General features: G+C 72.2%; 17 protein-coding genes. 7 read left to right on the top strand and 10 right to left on the bottom strand.

The window, feature by feature from the left end:
* Window positions 1-221 precede the first annotated feature (221 nt).
* On the bottom strand, window positions 222-1,331 hold the full coding sequence (locus tag ABT288_RS26940) for a ferritin-like domain-containing protein (protein WP_351612672.1): 1,110 nt from the start codon (window positions 1,329-1,331) through the stop codon (window positions 222-224).
* A gap of 123 nt (window positions 1,332-1,454) precedes the next feature.
* Between ABT288_RS26940 and ABT288_RS26935 the strand changes: the two genes are divergently transcribed.
* The 4 genes from ABT288_RS26935 (at window position 1,455) to ABT288_RS26920 (ending at window position 4,681) form a co-directional block, all read left to right on the top strand.
* Window positions 1,455-2,393 carry an AurF N-oxygenase family protein gene (locus ABT288_RS26935; RefSeq protein ID WP_351612669.1) on the top strand — a complete coding sequence of 313 codons (939 nt, stop codon included), beginning with the start codon at window positions 1,455-1,457 and terminating at the stop codon, window positions 2,391-2,393.
* A 127-nt stretch (window positions 2,394-2,520) separates the two neighbouring features.
* Window positions 2,521-3,177 (top strand): TetR/AcrR family transcriptional regulator, encoded by a 657-nt coding sequence (locus tag ABT288_RS26930; protein ID WP_351612666.1) that lies wholly within the window; start codon window positions 2,521-2,523, stop codon window positions 3,175-3,177.
* 4 nt (window positions 3,178-3,181) lie between these two features.
* The gene (locus ABT288_RS26925; RefSeq protein WP_351612663.1) at window positions 3,182-3,484 is read left to right on the top strand and encodes a DUF8847 domain-containing protein; all 303 of its coding nucleotides are present in this window, start codon (window positions 3,182-3,184) and stop codon (window positions 3,482-3,484) included.
* Window positions 3,485-3,607: 123 nt separating this feature from the next.
* The gene (locus ABT288_RS26920; RefSeq protein WP_351612661.1) at window positions 3,608-4,681 is read left to right on the top strand and encodes a C40 family peptidase; all 1,074 of its coding nucleotides are present in this window, start codon (window positions 3,608-3,610) and stop codon (window positions 4,679-4,681) included.
* On the opposite strand, the gene ABT288_RS26915 is transcribed toward ABT288_RS26920, so the two are convergent.
* Genes ABT288_RS26915 through ABT288_RS26895 form a run of 5 tightly spaced genes read right to left on the bottom strand, consistent with a single transcriptional unit; the run spans window position 4,654 to window position 10,966 of the window.
* Complete coding sequence (locus ABT288_RS26915) at window positions 4,654-5,907, bottom strand: styrene monooxygenase/indole monooxygenase family protein (RefSeq protein ID WP_351612658.1); 1,254 nt, start codon at window positions 5,905-5,907, stop codon at window positions 4,654-4,656. The genes ABT288_RS26920 and ABT288_RS26915 overlap by 28 nt on opposite strands.
* Before the next feature lie 35 nt (window positions 5,908-5,942).
* On the bottom strand, window positions 5,943-6,602 hold the full coding sequence (locus ABT288_RS26910) for a GTP-binding protein (RefSeq protein WP_351612655.1): 660 nt from the start codon (window positions 6,600-6,602) through the stop codon (window positions 5,943-5,945).
* Entirely contained in the window at window positions 6,583-6,993 is a 411-nt protein-coding gene (locus tag ABT288_RS26905; RefSeq protein WP_351612653.1) for a DUF742 domain-containing protein, read from the bottom strand. The genes ABT288_RS26910 and ABT288_RS26905 overlap by 20 nt, the downstream gene beginning before the upstream one ends.
* A complete protein-coding gene (locus ABT288_RS26900; protein ID WP_351612651.1) occupies window positions 6,990-7,502 on the bottom strand; it encodes a roadblock/LC7 domain-containing protein in 513 nt (170 codons plus the stop codon). Before ABT288_RS26900 ends, ABT288_RS26905 begins: the two co-directional genes overlap by 4 nt.
* Window positions 7,499-10,966, bottom strand: coding sequence for a sensor histidine kinase (locus ABT288_RS26895; RefSeq protein ID WP_502972828.1), 3,468 nt, complete (start codon window positions 10,964-10,966; stop codon window positions 7,499-7,501). The genes ABT288_RS26900 and ABT288_RS26895 overlap by 4 nt, the downstream gene beginning before the upstream one ends.
* Window positions 10,967-11,337: 371 nt before the next feature.
* Here ABT288_RS26895 and ABT288_RS26890 point away from each other — a divergent pair, with 371 nt between their 5' ends.
* Window positions 11,338-12,126, top strand: a complete 789-nt coding sequence (locus ABT288_RS26890) for a protein phosphatase 2C domain-containing protein (protein ID WP_351612648.1) — start codon at window positions 11,338-11,340, stop codon at window positions 12,124-12,126.
* Between the two features lie 95 nt (window positions 12,127-12,221).
* Here ABT288_RS26890 and ABT288_RS26885 read toward each other — a convergent pair whose 3' ends face one another.
* Window positions 12,222-12,713 (bottom strand): MarR family winged helix-turn-helix transcriptional regulator, encoded by a 492-nt coding sequence (locus ABT288_RS26885; protein ID WP_450860174.1) that lies wholly within the window; start codon window positions 12,711-12,713, stop codon window positions 12,222-12,224.
* A 237-nt stretch (window positions 12,714-12,950) separates the two neighbouring features.
* Between ABT288_RS26885 and ABT288_RS26880 the strand changes: the two genes are divergently transcribed.
* Both ABT288_RS26880 and ABT288_RS26875 read left to right on the top strand, forming a co-directional pair.
* On the top strand, window positions 12,951-13,793 hold the full coding sequence (locus tag ABT288_RS26880; protein ID WP_351612646.1) for a lysozyme: 843 nt from the start codon (window positions 12,951-12,953) through the stop codon (window positions 13,791-13,793).
* Between the two features lie 303 nt (window positions 13,794-14,096).
* The gene (locus ABT288_RS26875; RefSeq protein WP_351612643.1) at window positions 14,097-16,472 is read left to right on the top strand and encodes an ATP-binding SpoIIE family protein phosphatase; all 2,376 of its coding nucleotides are present in this window, start codon (window positions 14,097-14,099) and stop codon (window positions 16,470-16,472) included.
* Window position 16,473: 1 nt separating this feature from the next.
* On the opposite strand, the gene ABT288_RS26870 is transcribed toward ABT288_RS26875, so the two are convergent.
* From ABT288_RS26870 to ABT288_RS26860, 3 genes are all read right to left on the bottom strand, one after another.
* Window positions 16,474-16,986: a hypothetical protein gene (locus ABT288_RS26870; protein ID WP_351612641.1), complete on the bottom strand. Its 513-nt coding sequence runs from the start codon at window positions 16,984-16,986 to the stop codon at window positions 16,474-16,476.
* Between the two features lie 14 nt (window positions 16,987-17,000).
* Window positions 17,001-17,432 carry a hypothetical protein gene (locus ABT288_RS26865; RefSeq protein WP_351612639.1) on the bottom strand — a complete coding sequence of 144 codons (432 nt, stop codon included), beginning with the start codon at window positions 17,430-17,432 and terminating at the stop codon, window positions 17,001-17,003.
* Between the two features lie 134 nt (window positions 17,433-17,566).
* A partial coding sequence (locus tag ABT288_RS26860) for a hypothetical protein (RefSeq protein ID WP_351612637.1) occupies window positions 17,567-17,860 on the bottom strand: 294 nt, incomplete at its 5' end.

Raw genomic sequence — 17,860 nt, 5'->3', positions numbered from 1 at the left:
CAGCCGTCCGGCATCTCGGCCGCCACCCGCGTCAGGCCTCCGCTGCCCCAGCCCTCCCCCCGGCCGACGGGGCGAAGCGTGCGGGGCTCGGGAGCCGGCGGAAGGGAGCGGGGCGCCCGGGGCCCAACCGAAAGGCGTGGGGCGGCCAGGCGTCGGGCGAACGGCGGGTGGGCCCCGGCCCTCCATCGCCTCAGCCGTCCGCCATCTCGGCCGCCACCCCGTCAGGCCTCCGCTGCCCCCGACTCGATCGCCTCCCGGACCTCCGCGATCCGCTCGCGTTCCTCGGTGGCGAAGCGCTGGGCGTCCAACTGCTCGGCCAGTTCCTCGTCCTGGGCCATCAGCAGATCCAGGTTGGCGTCGCCCATCTCGAAGACGCCCATGTCCGCATAGGCCTGCTGGAGCCGCTTGCCCCACAGCCCGATGTCCTTGACGCAGGGCACGATCCGGCTGAACAGCAGCTTGCGGAACAGCTGCAGGAACTCCGAGCGCTCGCTGAGGGCCTCCGCCTCGGCCTTGGGGATGCCGAAGTTCTCCAGGACCTCCACGCCCCGGAGCCGGTCGCGCATCAGATAGCAGCCCTCGATGACGAACTCCTCGCGCTCGCGCAGTTCGGCGTCGGTGAGCTGCTTGTAGTAGTCCCGCAGCGCCAGCCGGCCGAAGGCCACGTGCCGGGCCTCGTCCTGCATGACGTAGGTCAGGATCTGCTTCGGCAGCGGCTTGTCGGTGGTGTCCCGGATCATTCCGAAGGCGGCCAGCGCGAGACCCTCGATGAGGACCTGCATGCCGAGGTAGGGCATGTCCCAGCGGCTGTCGCGCAGGGTGTCGCCGAGCAGGGACTGGAGGTTGTCGTTGATCGGATAGACGAGCCCGATCTTCTCGTGCAGGAACCGGCCGTAGATCTCGGCGTGCCGGGCCTCGTCCATGGTCTGGGTCGCGGAGTAGAACTTGGCGTCCAGATCGGGCACCGACTCCACGATCCGGGCCGCGCAGATCATCGCGCCCTGCTCGCCGTGCAGGAACTGGCTGAACTGCCAGGAGGCGTAGTGCCGCCGCAGCTCGCCCTTGTCCTTCTCCGTCATCCTGTCCCAGTACCTGGTGCCGTACAGGGTCATGGCCTCCTCGGGCGTGCCGAGCGCGTCGTACGGGTCGACCTCCAGGTCCCAGTCGATGCGCTGCTGCCCGTCCCACTGCTTGTCCTTGCCCTTCTGGTACAGGGCGAGCAGGCGTTCGCGGCCGTCGTCGTACTCCCAGCTGAACCGGGCGGCGCCGCTCGCGGGCACCTGCCAGGGGGAGTCTCCGGGGTCGTTGGCGTACAGGTCATGGGTCGGCATACCCCGCAGGCTCACACGTAGACGCGAAGTCAACAAGTCATGCGCAAGGGATTGACGGTCTTGCTGACAGGCAGTCTCATAAGAGACAGGACGACTACCCCCGGGTAACGAGGTGAGGGAGCCATGACGACCCTGACGGAAGCGGACGCGCTGGACGGTCTGCGCGATGCGCTCGGCCTGCTCAAGGACCGGGAGCAGGTGGCCGAACGGCTGCTCGCGTCCTCCGCCAAGCACTCCTTCGACCCGGACAGGGAACTGGACTGGGACGCGCCCTTCGAGGAAGGCAAGTGGTTCTGGCCGCCGGAACTGGTCTCGCTCTACGACACGCCGATGTGGAAGCGGATGAGCGAGGAGCAGCGGATCCTGCTCTCCCAGCACGAGGCGGCGGCACTGGCCTCCCTCGGCATCTGGTTCGAGATCATCCTGATGCAGCTGCTGGTGCGGCACATCTACGACAAGGCGGCGACGAGCGCGCACGTCCGCTACGCCCTCACCGAGATCGAGGACGAGTGCCGGCACTCCAAGATGTTCGCGCGCCTGATCTCGCACGGCGGCACGCCCTGGTACCCGGTCGGCAAGGTCCACCAGAACCTCGGCCGCCTCTTCAAGACCATCTCCACGACCCCCGGTTCCTTCACCGCCACGCTGCTCGGCGAGGAGGTGCTGGACTGGATGCAGCGGCTGACCTTCCCGGACGAGCGGATCCAGCCCCTCATCCGTGGCGTCACCCGCATCCACGTCGTCGAGGAGGCCCGGCACGTCCGGTACGCCCGCGAGGAACTGCGGCGCCAGATGGTGACGGCGCCGAAGTGGTCCCAGGAGTTCACGAGGATCACGTCCGGTGAGTTCGCGCGGGTGTTCTCGATCGCGTTCGTGAACCCCGACGTCTACACGAACGTGGGCCTGGACAAGCGGGAGGCCATGGCCCAGGTGAAGGCCAGCGGGCACCGCCGCGAGGTCATGCAGACGGGCGCGAAGCGGCTGACGGACTTCCTGGACGACATCGGTGTGCTGCGGGGAGTGGGACGGCGGCTGTGGAGGTCGTCCGGCCTGCTGGCGTAGGCGAGTGTGCCGACGTGAGGGGCGCGGGGCCGCATCGACGTGCGGCTCCGCCGCGCGGGCGCGACCAGCCACAACGGACCGGCAGACGAAAGACCGCCCCCCGAGCGGAGCGATTAGGCTGCGGTCCATGACCCCCGCCGCCACCCCCGCCTACCGCCGCCTGAGCGTCGAGGAGCGGCGAAGCCAGCTCCTCGCCGCCGCCCTGGGCCTCTTCGCCCACCGCGCCCCCGAGGACGTGTCGCTGGACGACGTGGCGGAGGCCGCCGGAGTGTCGCGCCCCCTGGTGTACCGGTACTTCCCGGGCGGCAAGCAGCAGCTGTACGAGGCCGCGCTGCGCTCGGCCGCCGAAGAGCTGCAGCTGTGCTTCGACGAGGCCCGCGAGGGGCCCCTGCTGCCCCGCCTGTCCCGCGCCCTGGACCGGTATCTGAGCTTCGTCGACGAGCACGACACCGGGTTCAGCGCGCTGCTCCAGGGCGGCAGCGTGGTGGAGACCTCGCGGACCACGGCCATCGTCGACGGGGTCCGGCGGGCCGCCGCCGAGCACATCTACAGCCACCTCGGCGTCGCCGAGCCCGGCCCGCGGCTGCGGATGACCGTCCGGACCTGGATCACGGCCGTCGAGGCAGCCTCCCTGATCTGGCTGGACGAGGACAAGCAGCCCCCGGTGGAGGAGCTGCGCGCCTGGCTGGTGGAGCAGTTCGTGGCCGTACTCACCGTCACCGCGGCCCGGGACGAGCAGACGGCCGCCGTCGTCGGCGCGCTCGGCGAGGATGGCCGAGACTGAAGCGGTGAAGAGTCAGGAAACCCCCTTCGAGGGCGGCCCCATGGACGGGCGCGTGCTGCCGGTCATGGTCGGCCCCACCGGACACCCGCCGAAGACGTACCGCATCCCCGTCCCGGACCCCGAGGGCGGCCCGCCCACCGTGCTCGTCTACCGCAGGGTGCCGCGCGGGCACAGCAAGCGGCTGGGGCTGATCCAGGGATGGAAGTACCAGTACGACCCGGACGACACCTCCGGCGGACGGCTCAGGTGGCCCTGGTCGAAGCCCACCGCCACGCCGCGCGGTGAGCCGGACACCACGAACGAGTGACAGCTTGCGCCGAACCGCGCACGCCGGGAGCGCGCCCCGCACGGATACATCTGATTATCGCGGTGCGATAGGAGGCGACCAGCCCGCCCGCCGGGAATCCCTCCCCGCACCCGAGGTGATCACGTGTCAGGAATGCTCGTGCGCCTGGCCTGTACGACCGCGCTGGCGGCCCAGGCCGTGCTCGTGCCCGCACCCGCCGCGGCCGCACCGGACCCGCAGCGGCCCGGTGCGGGTCCGCAGAGGTCCGTGTCCCAGCTGCTGACGGACCTTCAGCAGCTGTACCGCCAGGCCGAACAGGCCACCGAGACGTACAACGCCACGGCCGAGAAGCTGAAGCGTCAGCGCGCCGAGGTGGCCCGCCTCGACGGCGAACTGGCCCGCACCCGGCTCGCCCTGCAGGACAGCCGGGCCGACGCCGGCCGGCTGGCCCGCCGGCAGTACCAGAGCACCGGCGGTCTCGGCCCGTACGTCCGCCTGCTCCTCGCGCCCGATCCGCAGGACGCGCTGGACGAGAGCCATGTCATCGGCGAACTGGCCCGTGTGCAGGCCCGCACGGTGCACCGGCTGACCGCCGCGGAGAAGCAGCGGGACACCCTGGCCCGGGCCGCCCGCAAAGCCCTGGACGCCCAGCTCACCCTCGCCGACCAGCAGAAGAAGCAGCGCGACGAGGTGCGGGGCAAGCTGGGCGACGTGGAGCGGCTGCTGGCCACCCTGACCCCGGGCCAGCTGGCCGCGGTCGCCGCGCTGGAGCAGCGGGGCGTCACCGAGGCCCAGCACAAGCTCGTCACCGCGGGCTCCCTCCCCGCGAACCGCGCCGCCTCCGCCGAGGGCGCCCGCGCGGTGCGCTACGCCCTGTACCAGCTCGGCAAGCCGTACATGTGGGGTGCGGAGGGCCCCGACGGCTACGACTGCTCGGGCCTCACCTCCGGGGCCTGGCAGTACGCGGGCAGATCCATCCCCCGCACCAGCCAGGAGCAGTGGCGGCGCCTGAAGCACATCCCGCTCGGCGACCTCCGCCCCGGTGACCTGGTGGTGTACTTCCCGGACGCGACCCACGTGGCGATGTACGTGGGCGACGGCAAGGTCGTACAGGCACCGAGACCCGGAGCGAACGTCCAGCTGTCACCGCTGGCGTCCAACCCGGTGCTCGGTGCCGTACGACCGGACGATCAGGCTCCCGCGACCGACGCCAGATAGGCGGCCGTCTTCTCCGGGTCGTAGAAGAAGTTCTCGAAGTCGGCCGGGTCGTCGAAGGCGTTGGCGAAGCGGTCGGCCACGGGCTGGAGCCCGCCGGCCGCGCCGATGAGGTTCAGGATGTGCTCCGGCGGCGGCATGAGCATCGCGTTCGTCCACTTGGTGACGTGCTGCGCGGTGTTCCAGTACCGGTCGAACGTGGCCTGCATCCACTCCTCGTCGAACGGCTTGTCACCCTGCTCCAGGATCGACGCGAGGTACGCGGCCGCGCACTTGGACGCCGAGTTGGAGCCCTGGCCGGTGATCGGGTCGTTGGCGACGACGACGTCCGCGACGCCCAGGACCAGGCCGCCGCCGGGCAGCCGGCCGATGGGGTTGCGCACCGTGGGGGCGTAGCGGCCGGCCAGCGTGCCGCCCGCGTCGGTCAGTTCGACCTCGGTCGCCCGCGCGTACTCCCAGGGCGTGAACTTCTCCATGAGTTCCAGGGTCAGGGAGAGGTGCTCCGCCGGGTCCTTGACGCCGTTGAAGACGTCGAGCGGGCCGCCGGGTATGCCCTCCCAGAACAGGATGTCGGCCGGTCCGGAGGTGGTGAGCGTCGGCATGACGAACAGCTCGCCGACACCGGGGACCAGGTTGCAGCGGACGGCCGCGAAGTCCGGGTGCTCCGGGCGGGGGCCGAGCCCGTGGACGTACGACACCGCCAGCGCGCGCTGCGGCTCGCTGTACGGGGAGCGCGAGGCGTCGCGGCCGAACATCTGGACCAGCTCACCCTTGCCGGCGGAGACCAGGACGAGGTCGTAGGTGCGGGAGAAGTAGTCGAGGTCGCCGACGGCCGCGCCGTGGATGACCAGCTGGCCGCCGCGCTGTGCGAAGGTCTCCATCCAGCCGGCCATCTTCACCCGCTGGTCGACCGACTGCGCGTACCCGTCCAGCCTGCCCACCCAGTCGATGGCCCGCTGGGTGGGGCCCGGGTCGTGCGAGCCGGGGGCCGCGACCGAGACGCCGAGTCCTTCGATCTTCGGGGCCTGGGACTCCCAGAAGTTCAGCTTCAGATCGCGCTCGTGCTGCAGTGCCGTGTGGAACATGCACTGCGTCGACATGACCCGGCCGGTGCGGATCTCGTCCGCGGTCCGGTTCGACATCAGGGTGACCTCGTAGCCGTGCGACTGCAGGCCGAGGGCGAGCTGGAGACCGGACTGGCCGGCTCCGACGACGAGTATCTTCCGCATGCGGGTGGGGACTCCTAACGGGTACTGCTCGGGGACTACTCGGGGGTTTCGTCCAGCGCGTGGCCGACCAGGGCCAGCAGTGTCTCGATGACCGAGATCCGACGCCGCGCATCCATGATCATGACAGGGACGTGCGCGGGGATCGTCAGTGCCTCCCGTACGTCCTCCGGCTCGAACAGCTCACTGTCGTCGAAGTGGTTGACGGCGACGACGTACGGCAGTCCGCAGCTCTCGAAGTAGTCCAGTGCCGGGAAACAGTCCTTCAGCCGGCGGGTGTCGGCCATGACGACCGCGCCGATCGCACCGCGCACCAGGTCGTCCCACATGAACCAGAACCGCTGCTGGCCCGGCGTGCCGAACAGGTAGAGCACCAGGTCGTCGTCGAGCGTGATGCGGCCGAAGTCCATGGCCACGGTGGTGGTGAGCTTGCCCGGCGTGGCGGTGAGGTCGTCCGTCTCCTCGCTCGCCTCGGTCATCAGCGCCTCGGTCTGCAGGGGCGTGATCTCCGAGACGGAGGTGACGAGGGTTGTCTTGCCGACACCGAAGCCTCCCGCCACGACTATCTTCGTGGCGATGGGGGCGCGGGTGCGGTCCGTCTGCCAGGACCTCAGGTCCTCGTCGGGCTCGGTGAATCCGGCGACGAGAGGGGCGCCTCCGACGGCGGAGGCGGCGGCGTCAGAGACGACGGAGTCCACTCAGCACCCTTTCCAGCAGCGCACGGTCCGGGCGGCCGGTGCCGTGACCGGTGCCGGTGCCGTACACACGGATCTTTCCCTGGTCCGCCAGGTCGCTCAGGAGCACGCGGACCACGCCGAGCGGCATCTTCAGCAGCGCGGCGATCTCGGCCACCGTACGCATACGGCGGCACAGTTCGACAATGGCCTGCATCTCGGGCATCACCCGGGTGCTGAGGGAACCGTTCGTCAGTTCCTTGCGCTCCTCGGGGGCCTCCAGCGCCGCCACGAACGTCTCCACGAGCAGGACGTGACCGAAGCGGGTACGGCCGCCGGTGAGCGAGTAGGGGCGGACCCGGGCGGGTTTGCGGTCGCCGCCGCGCACGGGGAGTTTCCTTCCGGGTCCGCTCATCGGGCGCTCCCCGCCGACTCCGCCTCGGCCTGCAGGGACTTGCGCAACTCGCTGCGGAGTTCCGGGGTCAGGACGTGGCCTGCGCGGCCGACGAACAGCGCCATGTGGTACGCCACCACGCTCATGTCGCACTCGGCGGAACCGTGCACGCCGAGCAGCGAGCCGTCGCTGATCGACATCACGAACAGGCTGCCCTCCTCCATCGCGATCATCGTGTGCTTGACGCCGCCGAAGTCCATCAGCTTCGCGGCGCCGACGGTGAGGCTGCCGATGCCGGAGACGATGGTGGCGAGGTCTGCGGAGGAGCCGCGGGGGCCCTTCGCCGGGCGGGCCTTGCGGGACTGCTCGGTGTGACCCGGGTCGGACGAGAGGAGCAGGAGACCGTCCGAGGAGACCACGGCGACGGACTGGATGCCGGGGACTTCCTCGACCAGGTTGGTCAGCAGCCAGTGCAGGTTGCGGGCTTCACTGCTCAGTCCGTAGGTACTGGAGGTACTGGGCGCGGTCAACTGCTTGCCTCCTCGGCTGTGCCCCCCGTGGCGTTTTCGGTACGTGCTGTGATCTCTGCCTCTACGTCGCGGTAGCCGGCCTGGGCGCCCTGGCGGAAGCCGCCCAGCCTCCTGCGGAGGGCTTCGGCGTCCACAGAGCGGGTCCGCTGGCGTGGGGCCTGGGTCGGTACGGTGATCTTGGGTGTGCGCTTGGGGAGGCCCTTGCTGGTGACCTGCTCCTCCGCCTCGGCCTCGCCTTCGGCGGGGATTTCGTGGCCGGGTGCGGGTGGCCCCTGTGGGGCGTCCTCGCCGGCGGCGGCCGCCGGGACCATGGGGGGCTGCGTCAGGTCCGGGAGCAGCAGCTCCATCGTCGTCTCGGCGAACGTCTCCGCCGGGGCCTTCGGGCGGGTCTCCGCGTCCTGGGCGGCCGGGCCGGCCTGCTCATGCACCGCCTGCTCCACCGGCTTTCCGGCCCGGCCGCCGAACGCATCCCACACCGCGCCCTCCGCCTGAGCACCCGGCCCGCCGAAGCCGCTGTGCGTCTCACCGGCCGGTGCGGCGGAGGCGCCCGCCGTCTCCCCGGCCCGTCCGGTGAAGGCACCCTCCGTCTCCCCGGCCCGTTCGGCGGAGGCGGTCTCCTCGGCGAACGTGCCGAAGGCGGTCGCGGTCTCCCCCGCAGGCGTCACGACCGTCGGCTGCGCCGGGCTGTCGATCTCATCGGCCGGACCGCCGGGGGCGGCGCCCGAACCGCGGGAGTCGGTGGCCGCACCGGTCGAGTCGGTGGGCCAGCCGCCAGAGGCCGTGACCGGACCGCGGGAGTCGGTGGGCCGACCGCCGGAATCGATGGCCGGACCGCCCGAGGTCGTGGCCCGATCGCCGGAGACCGCGGCCGAACCGCGGGAATGGGTGGCCTGACCGCCGGAGTCGCCGGCCCGACCGCCCGAGTCGGCGGCCGAACCACCCGAGACCATGGGCGCACCGCCCGACACCGTGGGCGCACCGCCGGAGGCCGTGACCGGACTGCCGTAGTCGTCGGCCCGCCCCCCGGAATCGGTGGCCGAACCGCCCGGGTCGGTGACCGAACCACCCGAGAGCATGGCCGCACTGCCCGGGACAGTGGCCGCACCGCCGGAATCGCCGGCCCGACCGCCGGAATCAGTGGCCGAACCACCCGAAGTCATGGCCGCACCGTCCGAGGCCACGGCCGTACCGTCCGAGGTCGTGGTGTCCCGGAGTGCCTGTTCTGCGAGGGCCACCAGTGGGTCGGTGTCCTTGGTGCGGGCGTGGAGGACGTTGGAGTTGGCCTCGGCGTCGGCGCCGGGGAGGGAGAAGGTGCCGGTGGTGCTTCCGGACGAGGTCTGCGGGGGCAGGGCATCGGCGAGGAGGGTGGCCGGCAGGACGACGACCGCCGCGACGCCGCCCTGCTTCTGCTCGCGCAGCTGCACACGGACACCGTGGCGGTGGGCGAGGCGGGCGACGACGTACAGGCCGAGGCCGAGACCGGCGTCGCCCTCGTGGTCGTAGGCGGACTCGGGGTCGAAGTCGGCCAGGCGGACGTTGAGGCGGTCCATGCGGTCGGCCGCCATGCCGATGCCCTCGTCCTGGACGGAGAGCATGACCTCGCCGCTCTCCAGCAGCCAGCCGGAGACCTCGACGGGCATCTCCGGCGGGGAGAACGAGGTGGCGTTCTCCATCAGTTCGGCCAGGAGATGGGAGAGGTCGTCCGCTGCGAAGCCCGCCACGTGCGCGTGCGGGGGCAGGGCCGCGATACGGACCCGCTCGTAGCGCTCGATCTCGCTGACGCCCGCCCGGACCACGTCGACCAGCGGCACCGGGCCGTGGTGCTGCTGGACGTGCTCGGCGCCGGCCAGGACCAGGAGGTTCTCGCTGTGGCGGCGCATGACCGTGGCGAAGTGGTCCAGCTTGAAGAGCGTGGCGAGCCGCTCGGGGTCCTGCTCGCGTTCCTCCAGGCCCTCGATGACCGCGAGCTGGCGTTCGACCAGGCCGAGGGTGCGCAGGGCCAGGTTGACGAACGTACCGCCGATGCTGGTGCGCATCCGCTCCAGCATGTCGGCCGACTGCATCAGCTCGGCCTGGAGGGCCTCGCGGGCGTCGGCCATCTTCTGCCGCTGGCCGACCAGGTGCTTGCGGTCCGTCTCCAGGGTGGCGACCCGCTCGCCCGCGGCGATGGTCTGCTCGCGCAGGGCGACCGCGTGCGCGTGCAGGGCGTTGACCGAGCGGACGACCTGGGCGAACTCGTCGTTGCGGCCGGTGAAGGCGATCGGCTCCTGGCCGGCGGGGTCCCCGGACTCCGCCAGGCGGGCCGAGCCGCGGCGGAGCACCGACAGGGGGCGGGTCAGGGTGCGGGCCATGGCCGTGGCGAGGCCCACCGCGACCAGCATCAGCGCGCCGAGCACGGCGATGCGGATCTCCAGCGCCGTGACGTCGTCGTCGCGGAGTTTCGCCAGGTCCTTGGTGCGGTGCTCGTAGAGGGCCGATTCCGCGCCGCGCATCAGGTCGACGCGCGCGGACAGGGCCGCGTCCAGCTTCTTGGTGCTGGTGGTCAGCTCGCTGTCGGCCAGCGTCGGCCGGCCGGTGAGCGTGGCGAGGTACTTCTCCGCCGAGTTGACGTCGGTGCCGGTGACCGTGGAGTCGTAGGAGTCGACGGCCGCCTTGGGGGCGGTGGCGCGGAAGTCGGCGAGGGCGGCGTCGGCGCGCAGCCGGGCCTGCTGGGCGGCGGCGGACAGAGCGTCGCGCTGCTTCCTGTCGGCCTCGGAGGTGGTGGAGGTCGTGGTGGGCAGGCCGGTGACGGGGCTGATCACCGTCCGGGTGGAGGACGGCACGTTCAGCGCCGCGAGCAGCAGGCCGCGGGCGGCGGCGGACTGCTGGACGGCGGTGTCCAGCTCGGCGAGCGCGTGGGCGCCGGAGCCGGCCCGCGGAGGCGTCTGGTCGGCGAGCTGCTCGGCGATCCGGTGCAGCTCGGTGATGGCCGCCGAGTACGCCTGGTGGGCCTGGAGGGCCGTGCTCTGGCCGGTGAGGGCGGCCCGGCGGACGGCGGCGATGCCGTCGAGGTCGCCGCGCAGGCTCGCCGGGGTGTCCTCCTCGGCGCGCAGGTCCTCGACCTGCCGGTCGACGCGGGCGCTGCGGTCCTCGGAGGGGGCCTTGGACCTGGGGCGGCCCGCGGCGATGTAGGAGGTGACCTCGTCGCGCTCGTCGGCGAGGGAGTTCGCGAGGGCGAGGGCGTCCTGGGTGCGGGCGGCCAGCGTCACCAGGTCCTGGGAGTCGCTGACGTCCTGGGATCCGGTGAGCACGGAGGGCGCGCCGGCTCCCGCGACCGCGGCGGCCACCACGGCGACGGCGACGATCAGCCGGGTGCGCACATGGGTGGGGCGGCCGGTGCCCACGGGGGTCTGCTGGGCGGTCCCCGTGGGGTCCGTCTGCCTGCCTGTGCGCCGAGGCCGCTTCATCTGCACCGGTGCTCGCATTCCTGAACTCGTCTACCCAGGGTCCGGGTGGCGCCCCGTCATATCGGTGCCAAGTGGTGCGTACACCCGGTTCGTACGGTTCCCGACCCTCCCAGCGCCGGTGAGCAGTGGTCGCGCATCACCTGACCCGCCACCCGAAGGAGTGAACATCGGAGGGGAGTTGGCGGGCAAGTTCCCGTGGCGCGTGGGGCGCTGCCGTGCGGCATGCCGGTTGGACGCGCGGGGCAGGCTTTGGCAGTATTCGCCACCACGCCTTGCCGGAGTGGATCATTCCATGCCAAATCAGGCGCCTGACCTGCGGAGTCGTGCCAATTCGGCGGCGGTTGCCAGCCTTTGGCGCATCCTGTGAAGGCCTCGTGCAGACTGGCCGAATGCGAACTGATCTCGTTTCGGAACCCGGCGACGCGAACCGACCCAACGAGGACTTCGCCGCTGTCGGACTACCCGCCTCCGGACAGGGAGGTTGTGTAATCGTCCTGGACGGGGTGACTCCGCCGCGGGGTGAGACGGGGTGTCTGCATTCCGTCCCCTGGTTCACCGCCCGGCTCGGCGGCGCGCTGACCGAACTGACCGTTTCGCGCGGAGATCTGACGCTCCCGGGGATTCTCTCGCGGGCGATCGGCCGCACCGCCGAGGCCCACGCGCAGACCTGTGAACTTTCTCACCCGCGAACCCCCCAGGCGACTGTCGCCCTGGCCCGCTGGTCCGCCGGCACCGTCGAGTACCTGGTGCTGTCCGACTCCGCGCTGCTGCTGCAGGGCCCCGACGGCACGGTCACCCCGGTCCTCGACGACCGGCTGGCCCGCCTCCCGCGTTCCGCGCTCGCCACCGACGCCCTGGTGGACGCCACCCTGCGCAACAAGGAGGGCGGTTTCTTCACGGCCGCCGCCGATCCCTCGGTGGCCGCCCGCGCGGTCACCGGCACCCTGCCCCGGGGCGAGGTCCGCTCCCTGGCCGCGCTGACGGACGGCGCGACCCGCTGGACGGAGAAGTTCCACGAGGGCAACTGGCAGGCCCTGTTCGAGACGGTCGCGAAGGAGGGCGCCCGGTCCCTGGTGGAGCGGGTGCGGGAGCTGGAGGCGGCGGACCGCGAGGAGCGGGCGTTCCTGGGCCGGAGCAAGACGCACGACGACGCGACGGTGGTCTACGCGCAGTTGTGAGCCTCTCGCCGATTCCGGCCGTGCGCCTCATGCCGATTCCGGCCGAGAGCCCCTCGCCGTTTCCGGCCGTGAGCGCTCGGGCCCTTCCGGGTGCCCTACTTCTCCATGACGCCGTTCAACTGGTTCAGGAGGCGGGCGAGTTCGGCGACCTCACGGCGGTCCCAGTGGGCGAGCTGCCGGACGTAGCGGGCGCGGCGCGCCTCGCGGACCTTGCCGACCCGGCCGCGTCCCTCCTCGGTCAGGGTGACGAGCCAGGCGCGGCCGTCGGCGGGGTCGGGTTCGCGGGCGATCAGGCCGAGCTCCTCCAGGGCGCGCAGCTGGCGGGACATGGTGGCCTTGCCGACGCCGATGTAGGCGGCGAGGTCCGTGGCCCGCTGGCCGCCGCACTCGTCCAGGCGGATGAGCAGGCCGTACGCGGAGGACTCCAGGTCGGGATGGACCTCGCGGGCCATCTCGCCCTGGTTGGCCCGGGCCCGGCGGAGCAGCACGGTCAACTCCCGTTCCAGTGCCAGGAATTCCTGGTCTGCACCACTGGGCGTCATCTTCTGGGCGGCGCGATGTGCGTCGCCGTTTCCGTCCTCGTGCACGTCAGCACCCCTGCTCGGTTTCGCGATCCTGAAAGTTTCTGCCAAAAGTCGTCATTGCCGCAGCTCTGTAAGTATTTCGCAGGGCTAGACCAACGGCGGAGCCCGGACCCCCTTCCCCCGTCGTATCTACGTGCGTAGCTTCCCTACCAGGCACATCAATGGCATGCCCACGCCAGTGCGGCATCCGGTACACGGTCACAGCCACGTTCTCCCCACCCCACTCCCCGGAGGCACGTCATGCCCGTGCGCAGACCCGGCTCCGACCGCTCCGCCCGCTCCCTCCGCCCGCGTCCCCTCGCCGTCCTGGTCACGGCCCTGCTCGCGGCGCTCCCCCTCACCCTCCCCCTCACCTCCGCCCGCGCCGCGACCGCGCCCGCCCGCGGCTCCGCCCACATGGGCATGGGCGTGCCCGCGCACGACGGCCGGCACGGCACCCCCGCCCTCGGTGCCGTCACCCAGACCGAGGGCGTGGACGTCGCCGGCTACCAGGGCAACGTCGCCTGGTCGACCCTCTGGAACAGCGGGGTGCGCTGGGCGTACACGAAGGCGACGGAAGGCACGTACTACACGAACCCGTACTTCGCCCAGCAGTACAACGGCTCGTACAACATCGGCATGATCCGCGGCGCCTACCACTTCGCGACCCCGGACACCGCCGGCGGCGCCGCCCAGGCGAGCTACTTCGTCGGCCACGGGGGCGGCTGGTCCAGGGACGGCAAGACCCTTCCCGGCGCGCTCGACATCGAGTGGAACCCGTACGGCGCCGAGTGCTACGGCAAGTCGGCGAGCCAGATGGTCGGCTGGATCGCCGACTTCCTGAACACCTACAAGTCCCTCACCGGCCGGGACGCCGTGATCTACACGGCGACCAGCTGGTGGAGCGACTGCACCGGCAACTACGGCGGCTTCGCGGCGAACAACCCGCTGTGGATCGCCCGCTACGCCTCGGACCCGGGGACGCTGCCGGCCGGCTGGTCGTACTACACGATGTGGCAGTACACCTCCTCCGGCCCGGCCGTCGGCGACCACGACAAGTTCAACGGGGCCCTGGACCGGGTGCAGGCCCTGGCCAACGGCTGAGCCCGCACAGACCCAGGGAGATCGCGATCCGCGTCAGCTCGGCCGTACCGGTGTGGCCGAGCTCGGCGCGGATGCGGCCGGGCCGTGACGCCGGTCATCGAGTCCTCCCTGTTGTCACCCCCCAGCAGGATGGGTAATGCCGCAATATGGGCATTTGTCTCCTTCATGCCGGGAAGCCCCCGGCCGGTTGCGGACGACCGCGGTTTTCTTCCCGCGGCCCTGCGTTGGTGCTCCGCGCCGCCCGGGATCATGCTGGTCAGGAGAGCCTGCCGAGCAAGGGCGACAAGGGCGAGATGAGCGGCGATGGAGCGACCGGAGCGACAGTCGACGTACACGGCCACGGCCACCATCGATGAACAGGGCATTCTCACCGGTTGGAGCGAAGGCGCCGAGCGGCTGCTCGGCTACGACTCACCGGCCGTCGTCGGACGGCCCGCCACGGCGCTCCTCGCCACCGACGGCTCCGCGGCCCGGCGGATCGTCGCCGGCCGGGACCGCTGGAACGGCACCGTCCCGCTGCGGCACCGCGACGGCCGGCTGCTGGAGCTGGGCGTGCTCGCGCACCGCCGGACCTCGGACACCGGAGTCACGGACTGGCTCGTGGTGAGCGCCGTGACGGCACGCGCGCAGCCGCCCCGGGGCGAGCCCCTGGAGGAGTGGACCTTCCTCCAGTCCCCCTTCCCGCTGGCCATCTTCGACGCCGAGCTGCGGCTCGTGCGCGCCAACCGGCGGATGGAGCACGCCCTCGCCCTGCCGGAGGCCGCGATGCGCGGACTGCGGCTGCCGCACATCATGCCCGGCGGCGCGAGCGAGGAGGCCGACCGGTCGATGCGGCTCGCGCTGGAGACCGGCCGGCCGCAGGAGGCCCGGGCCCGGCTCGGCGCGGAACTGGGCCGCGCCGCCGCGCTCACCCCGCTGAAGGACGCCGACGGCCGGGTGCGTGCCGTCTGTCTGTCCACGCAGCCGCCCGCGCAGGACACCGCCGCCCGGCAGCGCCCCTCGGGCGAGAGCGGCTCGCGCGTCGGCACGGCCTCCGAGCAGGCCCGCGCCGCGCAGGAGCTCGGCGAGGTCACCGTCCCCCGGCTCGCCGACGTCATGGCGGTCGACCTGCTCGACGCCCCCTGCGACGCGGGCGAGGAACCCGCCCCGCAGCCCGGCCCGGTCGTCCTGCGCCGCGCCGCGCTGCGCGCCATGCCCGACGGCGTCGGACCGGCCTACGGCAGCGGTGTCGGCGAGGCGGTCGTCTGCCCGCCGGACTCGCCTCCGGTCCGGTGTCTGACGGCGGGCCGGCCACTGCTGTACGACACGGCGGACCCGCTCGTCGCCGAGTGGGCGGCGGTGGACCCGGGCGCGGCATGGCTGCGCGCGTCCGGCGCGCGCTCACTGCTGGCGGTGCCGCTGCTCGCCCAGGGCAGCACGCTCGGGGTGGCGCTGTTCGGCCGGCGCCCCGGCCGGGAGCCGTTCGGCCCGGAGGACCTGCGGCTGGCCCAGGAGTTCACGTCCAAGGCGGCCGCCGGCATCCGGCAGGCCCGCACCTACACACGGGCCCGCACCACCACCATGGCCCTGCAGCAGAGCCTGCTGCCGCACACGCTGCCCGACCAGGCGGCCCTGGAGATCGCCACACGCTATCTGCCCGCCGCGACCCGGGCCGGGGTGGGCGGCGACTGGTTCGACGTGATCCCGCTGTCCGGGGCCAGGGTGGCGCTCGTGGTGGGCGACGTGGTGGGCCACGGCATCCGCGCCTCGGCCACGATGGGCCGGCTGCGCACCGCCGTGCGCACCCTGGCCGACGTCGATCTGCCGGCCGACGAACTCCTCACCCACCTCGACGACCTGGTGCTGCGGCTCGCCGCCGACGAGGGCAGCACGGACCCGGCCGCCGAGACCGCCGGCGGCATCGGCACCACCTGTCTGTACGCGGTCTACGACCCGGTCTCCCGCCGGTGCACCCTGGCCCGGGCCGGCCACCCGCCGCCCGCCGTGGTCACTCCGGACGGTGCCGTGCGCTTCCTCGACGTACCCGCGGGGCCGCCGCTGGGGCTCGGCGGGCTGCCGTTCGAGGCCATCGAGGCCGAACTGCCCGAGGGCAGCATGCTCGCCCTGTACACCGACGGGCTGTTCGAGGCCCGCGACCACGACATCGACGAGGCGCTGGACAAGATGTTCGCCGCGCTGGTCCGGCCGGCGCCCTCGCTGGACGCGGTCTGCGACCATGTGCTCACCGAGCTGCTGACCCACCGCCCCGACGACGACATCGCCCTGCTCGTCGCCCGCACCCGGGTCCTGCACGAGGACCGGGTCGCCGCCTGGGAGCTGCGGAGCGACTGGACGGACGTCTCCCGGGCCCGCCGGCTGACCTGCGACCAGCTGTCCGCGTGGGGGCTGGACGAGGCCGCGTTCACCACCGAGCTGATGGTCAGCGAGCTGGTCACCAACGCCATGCGCTACGGCCGCCCGCCCATCCAGCTCCGGCTGATCCACCAGGACTCGACGCTGATCTGCGAGGTGTACGACTCCAGCGGCACCACCCCGCACATGCGGCGCGCCCGCATCTTCGACGAGGGCGGCCGGGGCCTGCTGCTCGTCGCCCAGCTCGCCGAACGCTGGGGCACCCGGCACGACCGGGTCGGCAAGACGGTGTGGGCGGAGCAGTCGCTGGCCCAGGCCGCCGGCTGAGTCAGCCGTTGCCACCGTTGCCCCCGCGGCCGCCGTTGCCGCTGGTCTCGCAGCCGACGCCGAGGCAGATCCCGCCGTTGCCGCCCCGCCCGCCGTTCCCGCCGTCGCCCGTGCCCACCGCGTCGCCGCCGTTCCCGCCGTTGCCGCCGTTGACACTGCCCGAGCAGACGCCGACGCAGATCCCGCCGTTGCCGCCCCTGCCGCCGGCCCGGCCCGGTGCGCCGGCGGTGCCGTCGCCGCCGTTGGCGCTACCGTTGCAGAGCCCGGCGCAGATGCCGCCGTCCGCGCCCTTGGCGCCGTTGACGGTGCCGTTGCAGTTGCCCGCGCAGATCGAGTCGCCGATGCGGACGCTGCCGTTGCCCACATGGACGCTGCTCAGGCTGGGCGGGCCGCTGCCCGATCCGCTGCCGACGGGGCCGGTGTCGGCCATCGCGGCCGGGGCCGTCGCACCCCCGGCGATCACCACGGTCGAGACCGCGAGGCCGATACCGAATTTCCAGGAATTCCTGCGCATGAGATTTCCCTTTCTCACGTGACGCCGTTCAGAAGTCCGAGCCAGTCGCCGTTCAGAACCTGACGCTCCCATGTGTCGACCTCCTTCTCCGAGATCTTGTACTTCTTGGCCACTTCGGCCTTGGTCGCCCGGCCGGTCAGCACGGTCAGCGCGATCCGTGCGCGGTCCGCCAGGGAGAGTTCCGACTTCGGCTTGTCAGGCAGGTCGTGGAGCGAGAAGCAGCCTGGCTTGCCGGGTTCGCCCGGCTGACCCGGCTGGCCGGGCGCGCCGCCCTTGCCGCCTTCACCCCCCTCGCCGCAGTGCCCGGACCGGTGGGCCAGGGCCGTGTAGCCGGTGGGGGCCGGGGCCGTGTGGGTGGCTGCCTGGGCGCCGCACGCGGTGACGGTGACGAGCGCCACGGAGGCCGCCGCGAGGAGGATGGGACGCCGGGAGGGGTTGATGAACATCGGGATCTCCGTTCCGGTTCGATTCGGTTCGATTCAGCTCAAAGAAATTCAGTTCGAAGAAAGTGGTGTGAGGGTTTCGGAGAGGGGGTGGAGGCCTTGACGGCCTCCACCCCGTCGACGGTCAGGGGAGACGGTCAGAAGAAGCTGGCGCCACCGGCCCCGCCGGACCCACCGGCGCCGCCGAGGAGACCGCCGAAGCCGCCCTTGCCGCCCTTCCCGCCGTTGCCGCCGTTGAAGATGCTGTTGCCGCCCTTGCCGCCGTTGCCGCCCTGGCCGCCGACAAGGGTGCCGTCGCCCCCGCCACCGCCGCTGCCGCCGCCACCGCCGGAGAGGATGCCGAAGCCGCCGTTGCCGCCGTCGCCGCCCTTACCGCCGATGACGCCTTCGCCACCGCCACCGCCGCCACCGCCGCCACCGCCGGCCAGGAC

The sequence above is a fragment of the Streptomyces sp. NPDC001093 genome (assembly GCF_040298985.1).
Classification (GTDB): Bacteria; Actinomycetota; Actinomycetes; order Streptomycetales; family Streptomycetaceae; genus Streptomyces.
This window is presented reverse-complemented; position numbering and strand designations above follow the sequence as displayed.